The organism is Maritalea porphyrae, assembly GCF_027213965.1.
In the GTDB taxonomy this organism is placed as follows: Bacteria; Pseudomonadota; Alphaproteobacteria; order Rhizobiales; family Devosiaceae; genus Maritalea; species Maritalea porphyrae_A.
Genome location: NZ_JAPWGX010000001.1, coordinates 400,432 through 416,963 on the forward strand (window position 1 = coordinate 400,432; position 16,532 = coordinate 416,963).

The window sequence follows — 16,532 nt, forward strand, 5'->3', positions numbered from 1 at the left end:
AATTAGGGCCTTTCTGGGAATTTATATTGCGCGACAATACGTCTTCGCCACCAATTGCTCAGCGGCACTTCAACAACCCCGATACGTTCTTGTGCGTGAATGAAGTGATCATCATCGGCTATGATGGCGCAATGTTTTGCGGGCAAACCTGAGCGCAATTGCATCAATACAACGCTGCCTTGAACCAACGGAGCTTTGTCCACCTCATAGAGATGTTTTTGCGCAAGTGCCTTCAGCGCTGATGCGTGTGAGCGGTCCCGCCAATTGTTCGAATATGGTGGTAACTCAAACGCGCGCGCGCCGTTTAATGCACGCCAAACGCCAACGATTAGTCCAAGACAATCGCACCCTGCCCCTTGCTGTGCAGACTGATGACGGTACGGTGTTCCGATCCAAAGTCTAGCGGCTTGGACAGCCCGCAAATTTGGCGCATTCATTTCACCAACACCCGACCATCCAATGGGTTGTCGGCACTTGGATATTTAAGAATAAATGCCTCACCAGGGATGTGTGGAAACCCCCGAAAGTTCAAGTGATTGGAAAACTTTGCCTTGCAGGTCGAAAAGTGTTTGTCACAACCCACAGTGACGCGAACGGTGTCACCAACTTGCGCCAGTTCATTGTCTGTTTCGTCAACAAAAAGACAATGGTTTGGATTACCCGCAATGTGGCGCAAAATCTGCAAGGCGCGGTTTTTGCGTTCACCTGTCAGCCACTTTATATGACCACCATCCGCAAATCCATTTGCTCGGCCTTGCAGACCTGAAACGACAATTTCATTTACCCCGATAATTTGCTCGATTGTGCAGGTCGAAGAATGGTCAAGCGAAAGGGCATCGACGCCACAATCCACGTCGCCAAAACTGGCATTACATGTGCGTTGATATAGTTTGCCACGCACTTGATTGAGCGCAATATGTTGTGAGCGTAACTCGGCCCGAAACACACCATCCTTTTCGGAAACCTCGCCAATAAAGTCTCGGCGGAAGTGATGTCGAATGCTAATGTCACGCCAATTGACTTTGAACGTGTCAACAGTTGCCCCAGCGAATTGCCCATCGCGGATATGGAGGGGTGAAATTCTATCATCATCCAACCACCCCATCACATCTGAGGTATCAATGGCGCTCTCCCCCTTTTGCACTGTGGCAGAAGGGGAAAACCCAGCGGTAGGATGGAACTCATGCCCATCAAATTCGAGCACTTGATCATGGTCTGTAAAACCGAGAACTTGGTCGTTCCTTTTGGTCATCAGCCAACAGTTGCAAAGTGTTGTGGCGCCGGACTTTATGTGCGCTTCAAACGCTGCATCTAGTTTTTTCATTGACGGATCTCGATCAGTTTTATGGAGGGCGCCAACGCTGCGTCAAAGCTTGTGACCTCTACATCCAATCGATCATTGGCAAAACGTACAGGCACATCAAAATCATAACCGGCGGTGATAACAGATGCGGCATGGGGCGCCGTCAAAAAACTTACAATCCCAGTGGTCGCATCAACCGTAAAATCAGTTGTTGGGTTGCCGTCTAGTGCCACAACGACGCTGTCGGCTATCGGCTTATTGATCACCCGCACATAGGGGTCAAAAGCCGCCCCATAGGTTTTGGTCAGTTGGAAATCCGACTTTGTGCCATCTCCAACACCAATTGTTTGGTCCGTTGCATTTGGCGCGCCTTCGCTAGACGAATGGTCAATGGGATCGCGAAACAAAAACCCGTGAAAACTACCGCGTCGCTCTTCAAAAAAGGAGAGGACGCTGCGAAGGTCGGATTTAGATTTGACGCCAAATCCAGCATCGTACTGGCGCCGAGAGTGTGCCCAACGCGCATTTCGTTCTTCAGCGCCCGATGCAAGCTCAACGATATCGGTGGCCCATTGCGGACCGCCACGTGCGCCCAAAGCAATATCAAGCGGAAACCTAACATGATGAAATGCCATTAACTTGCCCTTTGTCCTCGCCGCACTGCATTCAGCAATGAGGCACCAATCTCAGCTTCGGCGCGTTGAAAGCTCTGCGCATCACTGGCCTTCACAGTCATTGAAACATGCACGGGAGGTGCCGGATTTGCCGCAACACCCAATTGACCCGCGCTGTTTCGGCGCAATGGCAGAACGGCTTCGGGCCCCGCTTCCCCCATCAAGCCAATACCGCCAGAATTTGGGAAGAATGTCGGCCGGTTGATCACCCCGCCTTTTGCAAATGCTTGTACTTTGGGCAAAGTTGGATTGGTTGCGCTAAACACGCCTTGCACCAGTTCAGAGATCATGCCGCCAACCGGCTTTAGCGCGGCTTTTAGAGCGATATCTGCAAAGCTCATGCCGATATCTCTAAGTACAGATTTTAGCGATTTGCCCTTGCTGATCGCGTTTGCAAAGCTGTTGGTTATGGTGTCGCCAACATTGTCGGCTAGGGTTTTTATGCGTTCAAACTCAATCTCAGCATCGCCAAGTTCATCGCGCCAATTCTTAGTGCGCTCTGTGTCACTCATTTGGTTTGTCCTCGTCTGGAAATTTGTTCGCCAGTTGTTGAAACGCTTGTCGATCCAGGCTGTGTTCAGCGCCAATGCCGAAGGCCTTTGCGATCATCAGCAACTCGCGCGGCGTAAGCTGCCAAAACGCGTGCGGCGACAGGCGCAATAGGCCAAACCCAATGCGTGCCGCGTCTTGCCAAGGGAAATTTTGCATCTATTGATGCGGCTCACCGAATGCAGCAGCCAGCAATTTTGCCGCTACTTTCGCAGCACCCGCGGCACCGCCTTCAACGTTCATTTTTGCCAAATCATCATTTGAAATGGCATTGCCAGCGCCCCGCAATCCAGCGCCAACTATGGCAATCAGATCACGGGCCGAAATGCGACCATTCTCAAATCGTTCAGCCAAACCGTTCAAATCATTTGATTGCAGGGCCGCTTCAAGTTCAGCAAGCGCCCCGAGCGTTAAGCACAGGGTGTAACTCTTCCCGTCGATTTTGGCTTCAACTTCGCCGCGCATGGTGTTCACCATTATGGGGTCACCGTAAATGTAATGAGCCCGGCGCTTTCCAGTGCAATGTCAAAAGAAACTTCGCTTGTGTGGTCTGCGGAAAACTCAAGAGCAGTGATTTGAAATAATCCTTCGATGGTGCCGAAGTCGGGCAAAATCAATTGCCAATTGCGCAATTCGCCTGCAAAAAACAGTTCGCGAATTTTGGCGTCTGAACTCGCATCTTTGAACACACCTGCGCCAGACAGGGAGGCTTTTTTGATACCGCCACTTGAAAGCAGCTCGCGCCACTGACCTGACGAATATGAATCTGTCGTATCAATGGACTGTGCGTTAAATGACAATTGACGCGTGCGGATACCAGCGACGGTGGCAAAGCCACCAGCACCAGTTTCATCCAATTTTAGCAGCATGTCGCGACCGCTTTGTGCGCTCATATGGCTGTTCCTTAGACTGTAGAAATGTCGAGTTTAAATTGCGTTTGAACGAGAATTCTGGTCCATCCGTTGCGCGGCGTAATGGCGCTTTCAGTGCGCATATTTCTGGACTGAACGAGCGTCGCGCCGCCATCTAGTGTTTCAACGCTGAAAAGCACGGAGCAAAGCTGCTCCGCGATGTTCAACCCATCACATCGGTGCGGCCCGCTGAGCCAAATGTGCCAATCGATCAAGTGCGTTGTGAGCTGCGTCTCTTGCGCATCCCGCAAATCTGCGTCGTGGCGGCCAATAACAATATAGGGCGGTCGTAACGCTTTGGGCGCAGCATCAAAAATGCGGTTTGCGCCGATTAGGGCGGAAAGTCCTGCATCTGCTTTCAATGCAGTCACCAGCGTTGTTTGCAAATTTCGCATGGCGCTATTCATAGCGAGACCCAACCGCTGTGATCGCCGAGCAAGTGCAAACCACATATGCACGGCGGCCATTAAGGTCGGCAACATGGTCGATATCGAGTTGATTTCCGTCGACCACCAAGCGGTCACCGGCTTTGATATCTATGCGGAACCGAACTGTAACCTGAACAGAACGTCCCGAAACGATCCCATCGGCGCTGTATTGCACGCCACCGGGACGTTCTTCGACAAGTGCCCATACCTTGCCCAAACTGGAATAGGTTGTGGTTTGTCCACCGCTTTGGTCGGTTTGCGTTGTTCTGCTCAGCACCTCAACTTGGCGGTTTAGCGTTCCCAGATTTGGTGTACGCCCTCTCATAGGTTCATCACCTTGTAGGGTGCGATGAGTTGGTCGAACCCAAGTGGCACAATGGCCCCACTGCCCGCCATCACCACTGCTTCGCGGTGCTGATACCAATGCCCGATGAGGGTCAACAAAGACTGTTTCAAGTCTTCCGGCACATCATCTGGGCCGGTGCCGAAACCCACTTGGTAGTCAATTTCGATGGCGGCATTTACGCGCAAATTGGGCTGACCATTGATTGTTCTGGGTAATATGATGCGCGCGGGTGCGGTTTGATCCTCACCAACAAATTGGGTCAGCGGCAAAAGTGTTGGATTACCATCGCCATCAAAAACACGCACCGCCACCAGATTTTGAAATGGCCCCAGGGGCAATTCAACTTGGTTGTTCAGGGGCCAACTATCGAGCACCTTGCGCCAAATCTGTGTGATCATGGCGCGTCTGGTGAGTGTTTCCACATGCACCCGCGCCGCCGCGATTAATGTTGAGATCAATTGATCGTCCACAACATCGCTGACCCGCAAAAAGGTCTTCGCGTCGTCCAACGATATTGGTTCAAGGGCGGGACCTGTTAGAAGAAAAGACGTCATTACATCTCCTTTGAAAAAAGAGCCGACCCAAACCCGGGAGGGGAACAGTTTGGGTCGGCAAACTCAGCTAGCTATTGGAGGACTAGCTGGCTGAGTATTTGAGGAGTTTGATGGCGTCGAAATCCAGCACACCGCCGCCGACACGTTTTGTGGTGTAAAACAGCACGTATGGCTTGGCGGAATATGGGTCGCGGATCACATTGACGCCCAAGCGATCAACGATCAGATAGCCCCGGCGGAAGTCGCCAAAGGCAATCGGGGTAGTGTCCGCACCAACATCTGGCATGTCTTCAGCTTCAACCAAGGAAAAGCCCATGAAACTTGGGCGCATGCCGGGCTGATGACTTGGCTGCCAAAGGTAATTGCCGTCCGCATCTTTAATTTTTCGCAATTGGACTTGCGTACGCCGGTTCATCACCCAATTGGCGTTTTGTCGGTAGCCCGCCTTCAGCGCGTAAACCAGGTCGATCAACACATCGCTCGGGTTTGATGCTGGCAAAGCGCCTGCCTGCCCTGTTGCCATGTAGCCCACGCTCCCCCAAGTCCAACTGGCTTCGGCAACTTGCGGGGCGGAGAGGAAACCTTTTGGTTTCTTAACGCCATCACCTGAAACAAAAGCCGCTGTTTCTTGCTCTGCAAAGGCTGCTTCAACCTCTTCAGCAATCCATTGCTCAACATCAACCGCCGCATCATCAAGAAAGCTCGCGGTTGCTGCGGGCATGGCATAAAGCTCAGTGGTCGGATATTCGATTTCGGCCAGAGTTGAAGCGGTCGTTTCTGGGCGAGCATCGGCTTCGCCGACCCAGCCAACCGCTGGCCCAGAAGTGGCCACAGGTTTTTTATAAACCGATGACGAAACTTGTCGCACGCTGGCAATCGAGCGGATTGGCGAAATAGCTGCCAGTCGACGGCCGATGTCCATGTCGGTTTCGGCAGGCACCAGGTAACCGCCATCAGGGTTTGATCCAGCAGACAGTGACTTTTCTTCCCCCTTTCGAACATAGGCGGAAAAGGCATCTTTATATTCGTTGTCACCTGTCAACAAAACGCTGCTTGGTGCTAGGCTTGGGCGCATTTGCTTGGCCAGCAGATTTTGCATTGTTGTGTTTTGGCTGTCCATCGCGCGGTTCAAACGGTCCAGTTTTTGATCAAGCAAAATGTCTTCTTTTTTGCTTTCAATAGCGCTCAAACGTGCGTCATTTGTTGACTTGAACTCTTCAAATGCATGCATGAAATCGTCAAACAAATGTGTGACGTCATCAGTGGCGTCAGCACGTGCGTGTGCCTTCACCTCAAAGTCGTGAGACGGTTTGGTGGTCATCGATATTCCTTATTGGGTTGAGGTTAGTAGCTTGGTCGCTTGTTTGATGTTTTGCGCAAGCTGAGGCGCAGAAATCCGCGCCACGTCGAGCATTGGGAAGGTCACAATTGAAATTTCCCATAGGTCGATTTCGTATAGGCGACGCGCTGCGGCCCTTGATTTTGTTGATGCTCGAAGCGTGCGAAAACCAATGGATAACCCATCAATGCCGCCATCGCGGATGAGGCTGATGAGTTCATGCCCTCGGGCAACATCGTCACTAAGTCGGCCAACGACCTTGAGGCCAACATCAGTTTCCTTGATCGATTGCCAAATACCCACAGGCTCTTTTGGATCGTGTTGAAACAACATGCGAATGTTGGCCGTGCCGCGTTTGCGCAGCGAGTTTTCAAACGCACCGCGCACAACAATATCGCCGCCTTGATCGATTTTGCCAAAAATGCTGGCATAGCCCGAAAAGACGCCGTTTTCACTTATCTTGATGTTCATTATTTGGCGCGCACGCGCTTTGGGACAGCGGTACGCGCGGGGGTGCGCGTTTTACTCACTTGGCTTTTTGCTGTTGACACCTTGGATATGCTTGAAGCCAAGTTCCAAGCAAATTGTCGAAACTCATTTTGCGCATTACTTGTCATATTTGCTTTTTCCTTCATCATCAAAACCCTCAACTCTTGCGCTTAAAAAGCTTGTTGAGCGCTGCGATTTCATTCACGAAATGATCAAAGCGCCGATTAGCAGCGGCGAGTTCTTTTAGAACCCACACCAGCAACGCACTCGTGCTGCTCGCCCACAAAAAAAGCGCCAGGTGTGCAAGATCGCCACGCTGTGCAAATGTTTGAGTTATTTCTGTCATTTAGTCCTCCCTGTGGCCCAAATTATCTGGGCTCGTTTTGCTAAAAGTATGTTTGGGAAGCCCAATTAATTCGCGCTTCTCATCGTCAGTAAGAGTATTAATGGTGTCGATCGTTGCCCAATTGGCCAGCCGCTCATCCGCAACGGCCTCAATGGCTTCAAAGTTAGGCACCAGTGCCCAGTCCCCAGCAATAATGGGGCGCAGACAACGGCTTAGAGCCGCGCAGGTTTTGATCACCTGCGGGATTATGGTTTGGCGCCAAAATGCGCGATTTGCTTCGCGATAGTTGGCATAGGTGTTGTCTCCGGCAAGACATAGCAACATCGGGGGCACCCCAAACGCCATCGCGATGTCGCGGGCAGCGCTGTTTTTGGTTTCGATAAAGTCCATATCGCGTGGCGACATTGACAGAGCTTTCCAATCCAGCCCCCCTTCCAGCACCATCGGGCGACCAGCGTTTGCCGCCCCCTGGAAACTATCGTTTAGTTCCGACTTAAGGCGATCGAATTGATCTTTCGTCAGGTTGCCCGCTTCCGCGCTATAAATCAGCGCACCTGATGGCCGAGCCGCATTATCAAGTAGCGATTTGTGCCATTCACAGGCTTTGTTGTGGGTGTCCACAGCATCCATTGCTGCAGTAATTGGTGCCAAACCCGAGTGGTCATTGGTAGGATGGAAGTTGCGCAAATGGATGACTGGCACGGGGTTGTGTTTGCTTGGTGTTATCGTGCGTTTCTTCGTACCAACTTTGTAGTCGTAAGCCTTGATCCAACCATCATCCCCCACAACCGGCGTTACCCGATCAGGGCGCAATGGGTAAATCTGATATTTGCCGTCTTCAAACTGCAACACCTCCAAAAACGCGTTGCCGCTTAGTTGAAGGTGATAGAAAATTGTCTCAATCAATTCTGGTCCAGAAAGGTCCGGATTTGGCCGCCCAAGCAACTCGAGCACCGGGTGCGTTGCTAAGCGTTCGCCTTGATCATCCACCAAAAGCGGAACGCGTGCAGCATTTTGGGTCACCAACGTCATAGCGCGATGCGCGACCGGGTTTTTCATCAAACCGTGCTGCGCAAATGAGGCGTATGAGCGCCCAGACCAACTTGCAGATTGAGCATCGATCATTGAAATAAATGAATGTGCTGATTTTCGTTCGGCAGGCGAAATCGCCCGCTGCCGAAACAAGCGGACAAAAATGTTTCCCATGGAAACCCCTTGGATAATCTAAATGTTTCTTATTCGTGGTCGGTTTGCCCGCACCAATGCGAGTTCGGTCACAGCCCAAACCAGCGCATCAAGCCGATCGGGGGAATGCCCGTTTGCTTTACCAGTTGCGGCGAAGTTGCACATTTCATCTTCCAATTCCGAAAACATGCCCACATGGCGCACACTGCCGCGTTCATAAAGCAGTGCAACCGGTTCTGCCCGCAGCCATTTTCCGCGTTTAGCATGCACGCTTTTCACCGGAAGGCTTGGATTGACTTGATGCAAAGCGTTGGCCACCAAGTCACCGCCTTGATTGACTTCTGCAACCACACAATCGGCTTCAAAATGTTCGTATAATTCGGCCACTCTGTTTGCCCATTTAAGTGGTGATGCGCGCGCTATGGTCGCATCGGCCAAAACATACACGCACTCCTCTAGCAATCCAGCAACCACAATGCCGCATTTATCGGACTTTGCGTGGCTCGAAACTGGTGGATCAACGGCAATGACTATACGTTCGAGTTCTGGTGCAACTTGTGCTCGGCTCAAATCGATCAGTTGGCGCGACCACAGCGCGTCTTCGTTACTTTGTAAAATCTCACCCTCTAGTTCTTGCCTGCCAAGCGAAGTGCCTCGGTATTGGTTTACGATGCTGCTCAAAAAGGAAGGCGCAAGGTTGTGTCTGTTTTCAGCGGTTTTTACTTTCGTCACACAGGTCATTGGATCGTCGATTAACCGCTTAAGCAGTTTAATGGGCTTTGGCGTTGTGGTGACCAATTGCTGTGGCCGCTCTCCTATACGCAAACAGAATTGCAGCATGTCCCAAGCGTCATCGGCGTTTGGCCATTTGCACGTCTCATCGCACCAAGCAGATGCGAACTGGGGACCGCGCAAACTTTCTGGGTCACTGGCTGAATATAGTCGGGCGATGGCGCCATTTGACCATTCAACTTCGTTTCGCGTCCGGTTAAAAACAGGCCGATCCGCTGAAGGATGAATTGCCATTAGTCCTGAGTGTCCCTCAACCATTACAGCACGCGCATCAGAAATTGTTTCACCGATCAGGGCGATTGGGCTCTTTGGCACCGCACCGGTGGCATTGGCCCGCACCCATTCGGCCCCTGCCCGGGTTTTGCCCGCACCGCGCCCCCCAAGCAAAAGCCAAGTGGTCCAATCCCCTTTTGGAGGCAATTGAGACTGACGCGCCCAAATGGTCCAATCGAACTGCAAGGCTTCCAACTCAACCTGTGAGAGTTGGGAGAGCAATTGTTCAACCCGTTTCATTCAGCCGTTCAAAGTTTTGGGCCAATAGTTCGCGCAATGCCGCAGCAGCACCGTTTTTGGGTTTTGCTTTTGGCTTGATTTTGTTTGCATCGCGCAATTCTGTGAGTTTTTCAAACGTCTTTGCAATGTTGCCTAATGCCACTGCATCAACGGCACCTTGTGCCGTGATCCGATTGTCGACCTGATCGAGTTGTTTGTTGAGCACACAAAACATGTGATCCAAAAAATCTTGTTGCTCATAACGGTTCGAATACGTTCGTTTTGGCCATTTCTCAATACGCGCTTGCCGATATAGGCTGGAGCGCGAGACTTTAAACTGCTCGCAAATTTGGGTGACCGTGCACTCACCCTTGGAATAAGCGCGTGCGATATCACTCCAATCAAAATTGGATGAAGTCAAAATTACCTGCTCGATTTTGGAATAAAAAAAGCAACCTCACGCAGCCGCGGGTCGCTGTTGTTGGCCGCACTACTTCGACCATGCCCAAAACCTATCAAACAACCGTCACGCAGTCAAGGACTATTTTCCTATTTGGGGTAATTTTTCTTATTCCGGCTCTTCGGTTGGGTCAAAATCGGGCCAGCCGACGATGTGGTCTTCCCAGTCTTCCTCGCGCACTTTGGCTTCAGAAATGGATCGCCCTTTAACGGAAATGCCTGCATCTACAACGGTTTGCTTATCTCCGGAAACCAGTGGGTGCCACCAGGCCAGACCCTTACCTTCAGACAGACGGCGATACGCACAGGTCACTGGCATCCAACTGATCTCTGGCACGTTTTTAGGCGTCAATTTGATACAGTCTGGCACACGTGTCTGCCTATTTGCGTAGTCCGTGCAACCGCAGGTGTCTTCATTCATCAGCGAGCAATGCACGTCGGAAGTGACAATTTGGCCAGTGTCTTCATCTTCCAATTTGATCAGGCAACAGCGCGCGCAGCCATCGCACAAAGATTCCCATTCAGAATCTGTCATCTCGTTTAGCGATTTTTCTTCCCAAAAATTCATTGTAAATCGCCTTGTTTAAGCCGAGAAATTGCGCCATCAATTGTATCAATGATGGCATAATGCACTTAGTGTTAAGGCTCAAGGCCTTAATCCAAGGTTCACGCGTGGCGACTGTAGGGAAAACTGTGTCGGATCCATTCTACCAAAAGAAAAAGGGGCGGAGAACTTCAAGATTTATTCGTCTTGATTCTTGGCTGGATTCCTCGCTTTACGAGACATTTCAAGCGATTGGCCACGGCTATCAACGCTTCGGCGATTTTATGTCGATATTTCGGGTCACCGGGTTCAGACGTTTCTTGGTCGAAATCATATCCGACGGTCTGACATTTTTTGCCATGGGTCTTGTGCTGATGACAGCCCTTGCGCTGCCCTCGTTTCAAGTTACCGCAAGCGGCGAATTTAATCAGGTTGATGATTATGCCATTACGTTTCTTGACCGTTATGGCAACGAAATAGGTCGACGCGGCATTCGAACAGACGACAGTATTGAGCTTGCGACTTTGCCGGACTATTTAATCAACGCTACGCTGGCGACCGAAGATCGTCGGTTCTACGAGCATTTCGGCATTGATATAATGGGCATAAGTCGCGCAATGGTCACCAACGCGCGCGCCCAATCGTTTGTTGAAGGCGGCAGCACGATTACCCAACAGTTGGCCAAAAATCTGTTCTTGTCTTCAGAAAAGACCATAACACGCAAATTGCACGAAGCATTTTTGGCACTTTGGCTGGAGACACATTACAGCAAGGACGAAATCCTCAAACTCTATTTTGACCGTGCCTATATGGGCGGCGGAAACTTTGGTGTTGCTGCAGCCGCTGAATATTACTTTGGCAAAAAAGTGCAGAATATTTCGCTTGCGGAAGCATCTATGTTGGCTGGCCTTTTTAAGGCGCCCACCAAATACGCTCCACACGTTGATTTGGCCGCAGCGCGAGGTCGGGCGAATGACGTTTTGACCAATATGGTGCAAGCTGGCTTTATGACCGAAGGCCAAGTTACCGCTGCGCGCCTCTCGCCGGCCGCCGCTATCGAACGGTTTGAAAATGTAGAATCGCCAAACTACTTCTTGGATTGGGCCTTTGGCGAAGTCAAAACCATTATCAAAGACTATCCAATCGGCACCGCTTTCGTCGTGCGCACAACGGTCGATCCTGTGCTGCAAAAACACGCTGAGAATTCCATATCTTCGATTTTGCGAGAAGAAGGCGAAGCTTTCAACGTGCAACAGGGCGCGATGGTAGTTTTGGAGCCAAGCGGCGCTGTGCGAGCAATGGTTGGGGGGAAAGACTATGGTAAGAGCCAATTCAACCGCGCCACCAGCCCAACGCGCCAGCCCGGCTCGTCCTTCAAACCTTTTGTATATGCAACAGCATTGGAAACGGGCAAGTTCCGCCCCAATACTGTAATCACAGACGCACCGATTTGCATTGGCGATTGGTGCCCGAAGAATTATGGGCGATCCTACGCGGGGCGGGTAACGCTAAAAAGCGCTTTAGCGCGCTCTATCAACACAGTCCCCGTGCGTTTGTCTCAAGCCACAGGCAGACAACCCATCGCCGACCTTGCGCACAAGATGGGCATTCAGAACTCGTTTCCAGTTACCCGTTCTTTGGCGCTTGGTGTAATCTCAGTCAGCGTTTTGGACATGGCATCGTCTTATGCCGTTTTTGCCAACGGCGGTTACAAAGCCAAGGCGTTTGGCATAAGCCGTATCACAACCTTGCGCGGAGACGTTGTCTTTGACGCGAAAAAAGACATCGCTCAAGAACGGATTTTGCAGACCGAGACCGTTGCTGGGATCAACGAAATGCTGCGCGCAGTGGTGACGTCTGGCACGGGCCGTCGCGCTGACGTCCCCGGAACCCCTGCGTCTGGCAAAACTGGTACAACCCAATCCTATCGCGATGCATGGTTTGCCGGTTACACGGGCAACTATGTTGCCGCGGTTTGGTATGGCAACGATGACTACACCAAAACCAACAATTTGACAGGTGGTCGCTTGCCGGCACAGACTTGGCAAAAGTTTATGGTCTATGCTCATTCAAATATAAAGGTTGCCAACCTTATTGGCGCTGATTTTAACAATATTGCTGTTGAGGTAAGCACCGAACAAAATGGCGATGACCAAAGCCCACAGCTTGTCCGGCCGCCAACTCTCACACCTGATGCAGGTGAGAAGTTGCGAAAACTCGAACGTAAACTAGAAGATCTTTTGCTTGTGTTCGACCGTGCGCCGACAGCTGAAAATACCAATCCACCACTCCAATCTCCATTAGGTTGATCATTGATGCGCAACGCCTCATACATCCTCTTCACGCTATTCGTGGCTTTGCTGGTTGGTTTCGGTTCCGCCTTTTTTATGCTGGAAAACGGCAGAAGAATTACCGCTCAACAATATGGTGCATGGATTGGCTGGGTAAACGCGGGCGGTGCGGACACAGACCCCTACCACAAGGCAGGACTGGCACGCACCGGAGCACTTCAGCTTGGTCGCGCTGAAGGCCTCGTGTTTAGTGCAAGCCAAGACGACAATGGTGATCGACTAGATGGAAAATGCAGTTACTTGATATCGGGTAGCACACCTAGGGCGTCTATTTGGACACTCAGAGCGACAGAGGTGACATCCAACGATCCCACCATTAAAACGCCGAATTACCTCACCAGTTTACAAGTTAATCGTCATCCAGATGGTGGTTTTGATATTATTGCTGCTCCACAAGCGCAACCAGGCAATTGGTTGAACACAATGGACATAGGCAAAATGAAGTTCACCCTTAGCTTCTACGACACAAATGCTTTTTTGGTTGTCGGGCATGAAAGCGTGGTGTTGCCGACTGTCCAGAAGGTAAGCTGTTCATGATCCGCTTTTTTACTCACTTGTTCGCCGGCATCGTTTTGGGTGGCATCATCCATATAAGTGTCATTCTGATCATGCCTTTAATGTCCACACACAATGCTTGGACAACGATTTCTCGCTTTGCGCAGCCTGAAGGAATTAGCGTGATAGATTCGCAATCACTTGCTTTGCGGGCGCAACTAGATTTAGACCCAGCGTTCTCTTATGCAGTTTGCCAAGTGGATTTGAGCAATGGGCCGATTGAACTGAGCGGGGCCATGCCCGCCTATTTTTGGACGGCAGCGCTGATTGGGCAGGATGGTACTGTTCCCTATTCAACCAACAGCAGAACCAACAACAATCGTGACCTTAAAATCGGCATTTTCACAGAAGATCAATCACGTGCACTGATTAGCGAGGGAACTGACATCGACCCCGCTTTGCAGATCGTCCGGGTTCAGACAGAACAAATAACAGCAATCATCCGAATTATCCCCCCGCACCTCGCATTGGTACCAACCATGGAAGAGCAAATAGGCGCATTGAAATGCTCGTCTCTGTAGATGGCATATTGAATTTCAGGTCATTTTAGAAATTCTTCGGCGTCTTCTTTGATTTCATCCTGTTTTGAGTATCTTGAACTCAGCAATGGGAATTCTTTGTCGTGGTTGTAGCTTTCTTCCGCAAACGGGTCGCAGAACTCGCCGTTTTTGGCGCGCCCCACAAGCACAGCAAATCGGTTGAGATATTCATTTACGGTGTGAGCTTCTTCGTGCGGTGTTTCTACAAGCAATCTGTTGAGCGCCACATCATATGATTTGTAACGATAGTCGACTGCACGCGCGAACCAAGTGATGTAGTTTTTGTTTTCGTATTCGCGGGCGACAACCTGTTGTTTCACCGCATCATTATTTGCATAGAGCCCACTCAACGCCACCTGCCGGCGCCGTTCAATCTCCATGACATGGCAAATTGAAGCGAATGCGCCTGGAATGGTTTCCACATCATCGTAAATGTCTTGGGAGAGTTGCAAATAGCGCCCACGGGAAGACGCAAACTCATTCAAGCGCAAATGCCGATAATAGCGATCGGTGCGGAAATTCAGATCAACGGGTTTGCTTAATCTGGTTCGCTGCATTTCCACAGAGTGATCAAACATCCAATCTTGTGCGCTGTTTGTGACAAGGAAACGCCAAACTCTATTGCGCATGTCCTTTTCCTCGTTGGTGAGGTTAAACAGCGAAACAGGTTCTTCTCGTCCGTTCGCTGCCAACGCCCCAACCCTTGGCAATATCTCATCGTGTAAAACGTCAGATTGGGCACGACCAAAATCGCCCACAGGACGCGCGCACGCAGCGACCCCGAAGACGACGCAAAGCAATGTGGCCACTTTTATGAAATCAGCGATGCTTTTTCCAACCCTTGCTGTTTCTGGGCAAAGGCGCCTGCTTGCTGCTCTCTCTCTCATACCGTACTCCAGGAAAAATAACTACGTTGCCGACTTTGACGTCATTCGACCTGTTCGGGCGTGGTCTGCTGCTTTTAATGTATGGCACAATCTTCCCCATAATTGACCTCGCGAATTGGGGTTTATGCGATAATTCTGTTCACAAGCGATACGTTGCCGCCAATCACAATTGAAATTGCTGTTAGAAACCCATTAAGAAATCGTCAAGGTTAACAGTCTGCTAACGAATTGGATGAATAGTGCATTTATTGATTTGTTTTGAACCAATTTCGTGATTCTGGGCGGTTATGATCGGCTTTCAACCATACGAGACATTCCAACTCCTGATTGAAACAGGAGGTATTGATCGCGCCAACACATTATTGGTGGCTGCATGCGATGCATATTCACGTCGCCCAAAGCCTATGCCAACCGAGCGCATGCAGTTTGAAGCGCTGGCGCAACGCCTGTTTCCAACCGCGTCGCAGACCGCTCGCGCACGTGCCGCTGCAAAACTTGCGCGCTCACCCCACCTTTCTCCCATTTTGGAGAACTTGGTGGTTGAAAATATTGGTGACGAATTAGCCAGTTTTCTTGAAAACAATGAATCTGTTTCTGAAGAGCTCTTGCTCAATATTGTTGAGGGCGGCGACGTCGATAAGGTTGCTTTGGTTGCTAAACGCAAAGACCTGACGAAAAAGCTTGTCGGCAAGATCTTTCCCGTCAACAGCCGCAAGGTCTATCGCTCACTTTCTGAGAATCGATCCATTCATTTCTCAGGTCCCTATCTTCGGGCCATCAGCAAAGCGGCTGCAATGGATCAGTCAATTGCCCATGCATTGGCCGCAAGAGAAGACTTCGATAAAGCCTACTTGTTGCCTGCGTTTTTTGATCTGAAAGAGGAAGACCGCATTGAGGTTTTAAAAGCTTTTCAAGATCGGAAAATTCCGCGTACAAAAATGCACCGGACCTATGAGCATATATCCGTTGCCACCGCTGAGTTCACGCAGGCAATGATGAAGCTCTTGTCAAAGAATAGACGCCCAGAAGTTACCCGGCTTTTGACTCAAATCACAGGGCTTGATGAAGTTCGCTGTGGTGAAATCGCCCATGATGTCAGCGGTGCAGCGCTATTTGTCGTGCTGCGCGCATTCGGGTGTAATGAATATGATGGGCTGAAGGTGCTCATTCATGCAACGGCTCATGACCGCAATAGTTCAAGTGCACTTGCTCAATATACGCGACTATTCAAACAGATAGAGCCAAGTGCAATGGTGTTTGCGATGTCCGTTTGGCGCGGTGATGCCGAAATCTCTGCACTGGCACGTGAGGCCTCTTCAGCGCCAATCTCGCACGAACCAGTTGCGCCTTACAGCAGACGTACGCCAACTCTTGATAAAGCGGCAGATAGTGCAACAGATGCCGTAGAACGCGCAATGCAAGCTGTTCAAAAGCTTCGCAATAACAAAGCCTCTTAATTCAAGCTGACTATTTTTAAACCCAGATCCGCTTTTCGTGTTTCGATTGAAACAACCCAAAAGTCAGGATCGTACTCGACCTCTTTTGCCAAACGGCTTTGGACTGTTTGTCCATCCCCCGCTTCCACTCGGGCTATGAACTCTTTTTCTGTTGCATCAGGGTTTGCGGGTGCCGGGGCCAACAGAGTGTGTCTTCCATCCAAATGATCAATTTCAATCCATATTTGGCCTGCATCCTTGTCACCCTTTCGCGACACGACGCAAAAATCACCCACGCTGTTCAACCGCCGGACAAGCGCCGCCACCCATAGTTCAGAGCGCAATCGTGACAT

Annotated in this window: 23 protein-coding genes; 4 read left to right on the forward strand and 19 right to left on the reverse strand. The window is 50.6% G+C overall.

Annotated features, from left to right (window positions below):
• Positions 1-2 precede the first annotated feature (2 nt).
• The 17 genes from O4H47_RS02205 to O4H47_RS02285 all read right to left on the reverse strand — a co-directional run bounded on the left by O4H47_RS02205 (position 3) and on the right by O4H47_RS02285 (position 10,435).
• Positions 3-437, reverse strand: coding sequence for an NlpC/P60 family protein (locus tag O4H47_RS02205; RefSeq protein WP_269392299.1), 435 nt, complete (start codon positions 435-437; stop codon positions 3-5).
• A complete protein-coding gene (locus O4H47_RS02210; protein WP_269392300.1) occupies positions 434-1,324 on the reverse strand; it encodes a DUF2163 domain-containing protein in 891 nt (296 codons plus the stop codon). The genes O4H47_RS02205 and O4H47_RS02210 overlap by 4 nt, the downstream gene beginning before the upstream one ends.
• The gene (locus tag O4H47_RS02215; protein ID WP_269392301.1) at positions 1,321-1,938 is read right to left on the reverse strand and encodes a DUF2460 domain-containing protein; all 618 of its coding nucleotides are present in this window, start codon (positions 1,936-1,938) and stop codon (positions 1,321-1,323) included. The genes O4H47_RS02210 and O4H47_RS02215 overlap by 4 nt, the downstream gene beginning before the upstream one ends.
• Positions 1,938-2,489 (reverse strand): phage tail tape measure protein, encoded by a 552-nt coding sequence (locus O4H47_RS02220; protein WP_269392302.1) that lies wholly within the window; start codon positions 2,487-2,489, stop codon positions 1,938-1,940. Before O4H47_RS02220 ends, O4H47_RS02215 begins: the two co-directional genes overlap by 1 nt.
• Positions 2,482-2,685: a rcc01693 family protein gene (locus O4H47_RS02225; protein ID WP_269392303.1), complete on the reverse strand. Its 204-nt coding sequence runs from the start codon at positions 2,683-2,685 to the stop codon at positions 2,482-2,484. Before O4H47_RS02225 ends, O4H47_RS02220 begins: the two co-directional genes overlap by 8 nt.
• Entirely contained in the window at positions 2,686-3,003 is a 318-nt protein-coding gene (locus tag O4H47_RS02230; RefSeq protein WP_269392304.1) for a gene transfer agent family protein, read from the reverse strand.
• Positions 3,003-3,419: a phage major tail protein, TP901-1 family gene (locus O4H47_RS02235; RefSeq protein WP_269392305.1), complete on the reverse strand. Its 417-nt coding sequence runs from the start codon at positions 3,417-3,419 to the stop codon at positions 3,003-3,005. Before O4H47_RS02235 ends, O4H47_RS02230 begins: the two co-directional genes overlap by 1 nt.
• A gap of 11 nt (positions 3,420-3,430) precedes the next feature.
• Positions 3,431-3,832, reverse strand: a complete 402-nt coding sequence (locus O4H47_RS02240; RefSeq protein WP_269392306.1) for a DUF3168 domain-containing protein — start codon at positions 3,830-3,832, stop codon at positions 3,431-3,433.
• Positions 3,833-3,836: 4 nt separating this feature from the next.
• A complete protein-coding gene (locus tag O4H47_RS02245) occupies positions 3,837-4,190 on the reverse strand; it encodes a phage head closure protein (protein WP_269392307.1) in 354 nt (117 codons plus the stop codon).
• Positions 4,187-4,765, reverse strand: coding sequence for a head-tail connector protein (locus O4H47_RS02250; protein ID WP_269392308.1), 579 nt, complete (start codon positions 4,763-4,765; stop codon positions 4,187-4,189). The genes O4H47_RS02245 and O4H47_RS02250 overlap by 4 nt, the downstream gene beginning before the upstream one ends.
• A gap of 82 nt (positions 4,766-4,847) precedes the next feature.
• Positions 4,848-6,086: a phage major capsid protein gene (locus O4H47_RS02255; protein WP_269392309.1), complete on the reverse strand. Its 1,239-nt coding sequence runs from the start codon at positions 6,084-6,086 to the stop codon at positions 4,848-4,850.
• Positions 6,087-6,095: 9 nt separating this feature from the next.
• Complete coding sequence (locus O4H47_RS02260; protein WP_269392310.1) at positions 6,096-6,575, reverse strand: HK97 family phage prohead protease; 480 nt, start codon at positions 6,573-6,575, stop codon at positions 6,096-6,098.
• A 175-nt stretch (positions 6,576-6,750) separates the two neighbouring features.
• On the reverse strand, positions 6,751-6,939 hold the full coding sequence (locus O4H47_RS02265; protein WP_269392311.1) for a hypothetical protein: 189 nt from the start codon (positions 6,937-6,939) through the stop codon (positions 6,751-6,753).
• The gene (locus O4H47_RS02270) at positions 6,940-8,145 is read right to left on the reverse strand and encodes a phage portal protein (protein WP_269392312.1); all 1,206 of its coding nucleotides are present in this window, start codon (positions 8,143-8,145) and stop codon (positions 6,940-6,942) included.
• Between the two features lie 18 nt (positions 8,146-8,163).
• Positions 8,164-9,429, reverse strand: a complete 1,266-nt coding sequence (locus O4H47_RS02275; RefSeq protein ID WP_269392313.1) for a DNA-packaging protein — start codon at positions 9,427-9,429, stop codon at positions 8,164-8,166.
• A complete protein-coding gene (locus tag O4H47_RS02280) occupies positions 9,416-9,829 on the reverse strand; it encodes a helix-turn-helix domain-containing protein (RefSeq protein WP_269392314.1) in 414 nt (137 codons plus the stop codon). Before O4H47_RS02280 ends, O4H47_RS02275 begins: the two co-directional genes overlap by 14 nt.
• Positions 9,830-9,976: 147 nt before the next feature.
• The gene (locus tag O4H47_RS02285) at positions 9,977-10,435 is read right to left on the reverse strand and encodes a YcgN family cysteine cluster protein (RefSeq protein WP_269392315.1); all 459 of its coding nucleotides are present in this window, start codon (positions 10,433-10,435) and stop codon (positions 9,977-9,979) included.
• Between the two features lie 260 nt (positions 10,436-10,695).
• On the opposite strand from O4H47_RS02285, the gene O4H47_RS02290 reads away from it, so the two are divergent.
• From O4H47_RS02290 to O4H47_RS02300, 3 genes are read left to right on the forward strand one after another with little or no spacing between them, the layout of a single operon-like run.
• Complete coding sequence (locus O4H47_RS02290; RefSeq protein ID WP_269392316.1) at positions 10,696-12,720, forward strand: transglycosylase domain-containing protein; 2,025 nt, start codon at positions 10,696-10,698, stop codon at positions 12,718-12,720.
• A gap of 6 nt (positions 12,721-12,726) precedes the next feature.
• Entirely contained in the window at positions 12,727-13,299 is a 573-nt protein-coding gene (locus O4H47_RS02295; RefSeq protein WP_269392317.1) for a DUF1214 domain-containing protein, read from the forward strand.
• Positions 13,296-13,838: a hypothetical protein gene (locus tag O4H47_RS02300; RefSeq protein WP_269392318.1), complete on the forward strand. Its 543-nt coding sequence runs from the start codon at positions 13,296-13,298 to the stop codon at positions 13,836-13,838. Before O4H47_RS02295 ends, O4H47_RS02300 begins: the two co-directional genes overlap by 4 nt.
• A gap of 20 nt (positions 13,839-13,858) precedes the next feature.
• On the opposite strand, the gene O4H47_RS02305 is transcribed toward O4H47_RS02300, so the two are convergent.
• Positions 13,859-14,743 (reverse strand): hypothetical protein, encoded by an 885-nt coding sequence (locus tag O4H47_RS02305; RefSeq protein ID WP_269392319.1) that lies wholly within the window; start codon positions 14,741-14,743, stop codon positions 13,859-13,861.
• Positions 14,744-15,030: 287 nt separating this feature from the next.
• Between O4H47_RS02305 and O4H47_RS02310 the strand changes: the two genes are divergently transcribed.
• On the forward strand, positions 15,031-16,200 hold the full coding sequence (locus tag O4H47_RS02310) for a DUF2336 domain-containing protein (protein ID WP_269392320.1): 1,170 nt from the start codon (positions 15,031-15,033) through the stop codon (positions 16,198-16,200).
• On the opposite strand, the gene O4H47_RS02315 is transcribed toward O4H47_RS02310, so the two are convergent.
• Complete coding sequence (locus O4H47_RS02315) at positions 16,197-16,532, reverse strand: DUF1491 family protein (RefSeq protein ID WP_269392321.1); 336 nt, start codon at positions 16,530-16,532, stop codon at positions 16,197-16,199. The genes O4H47_RS02310 and O4H47_RS02315 overlap by 4 nt on opposite strands.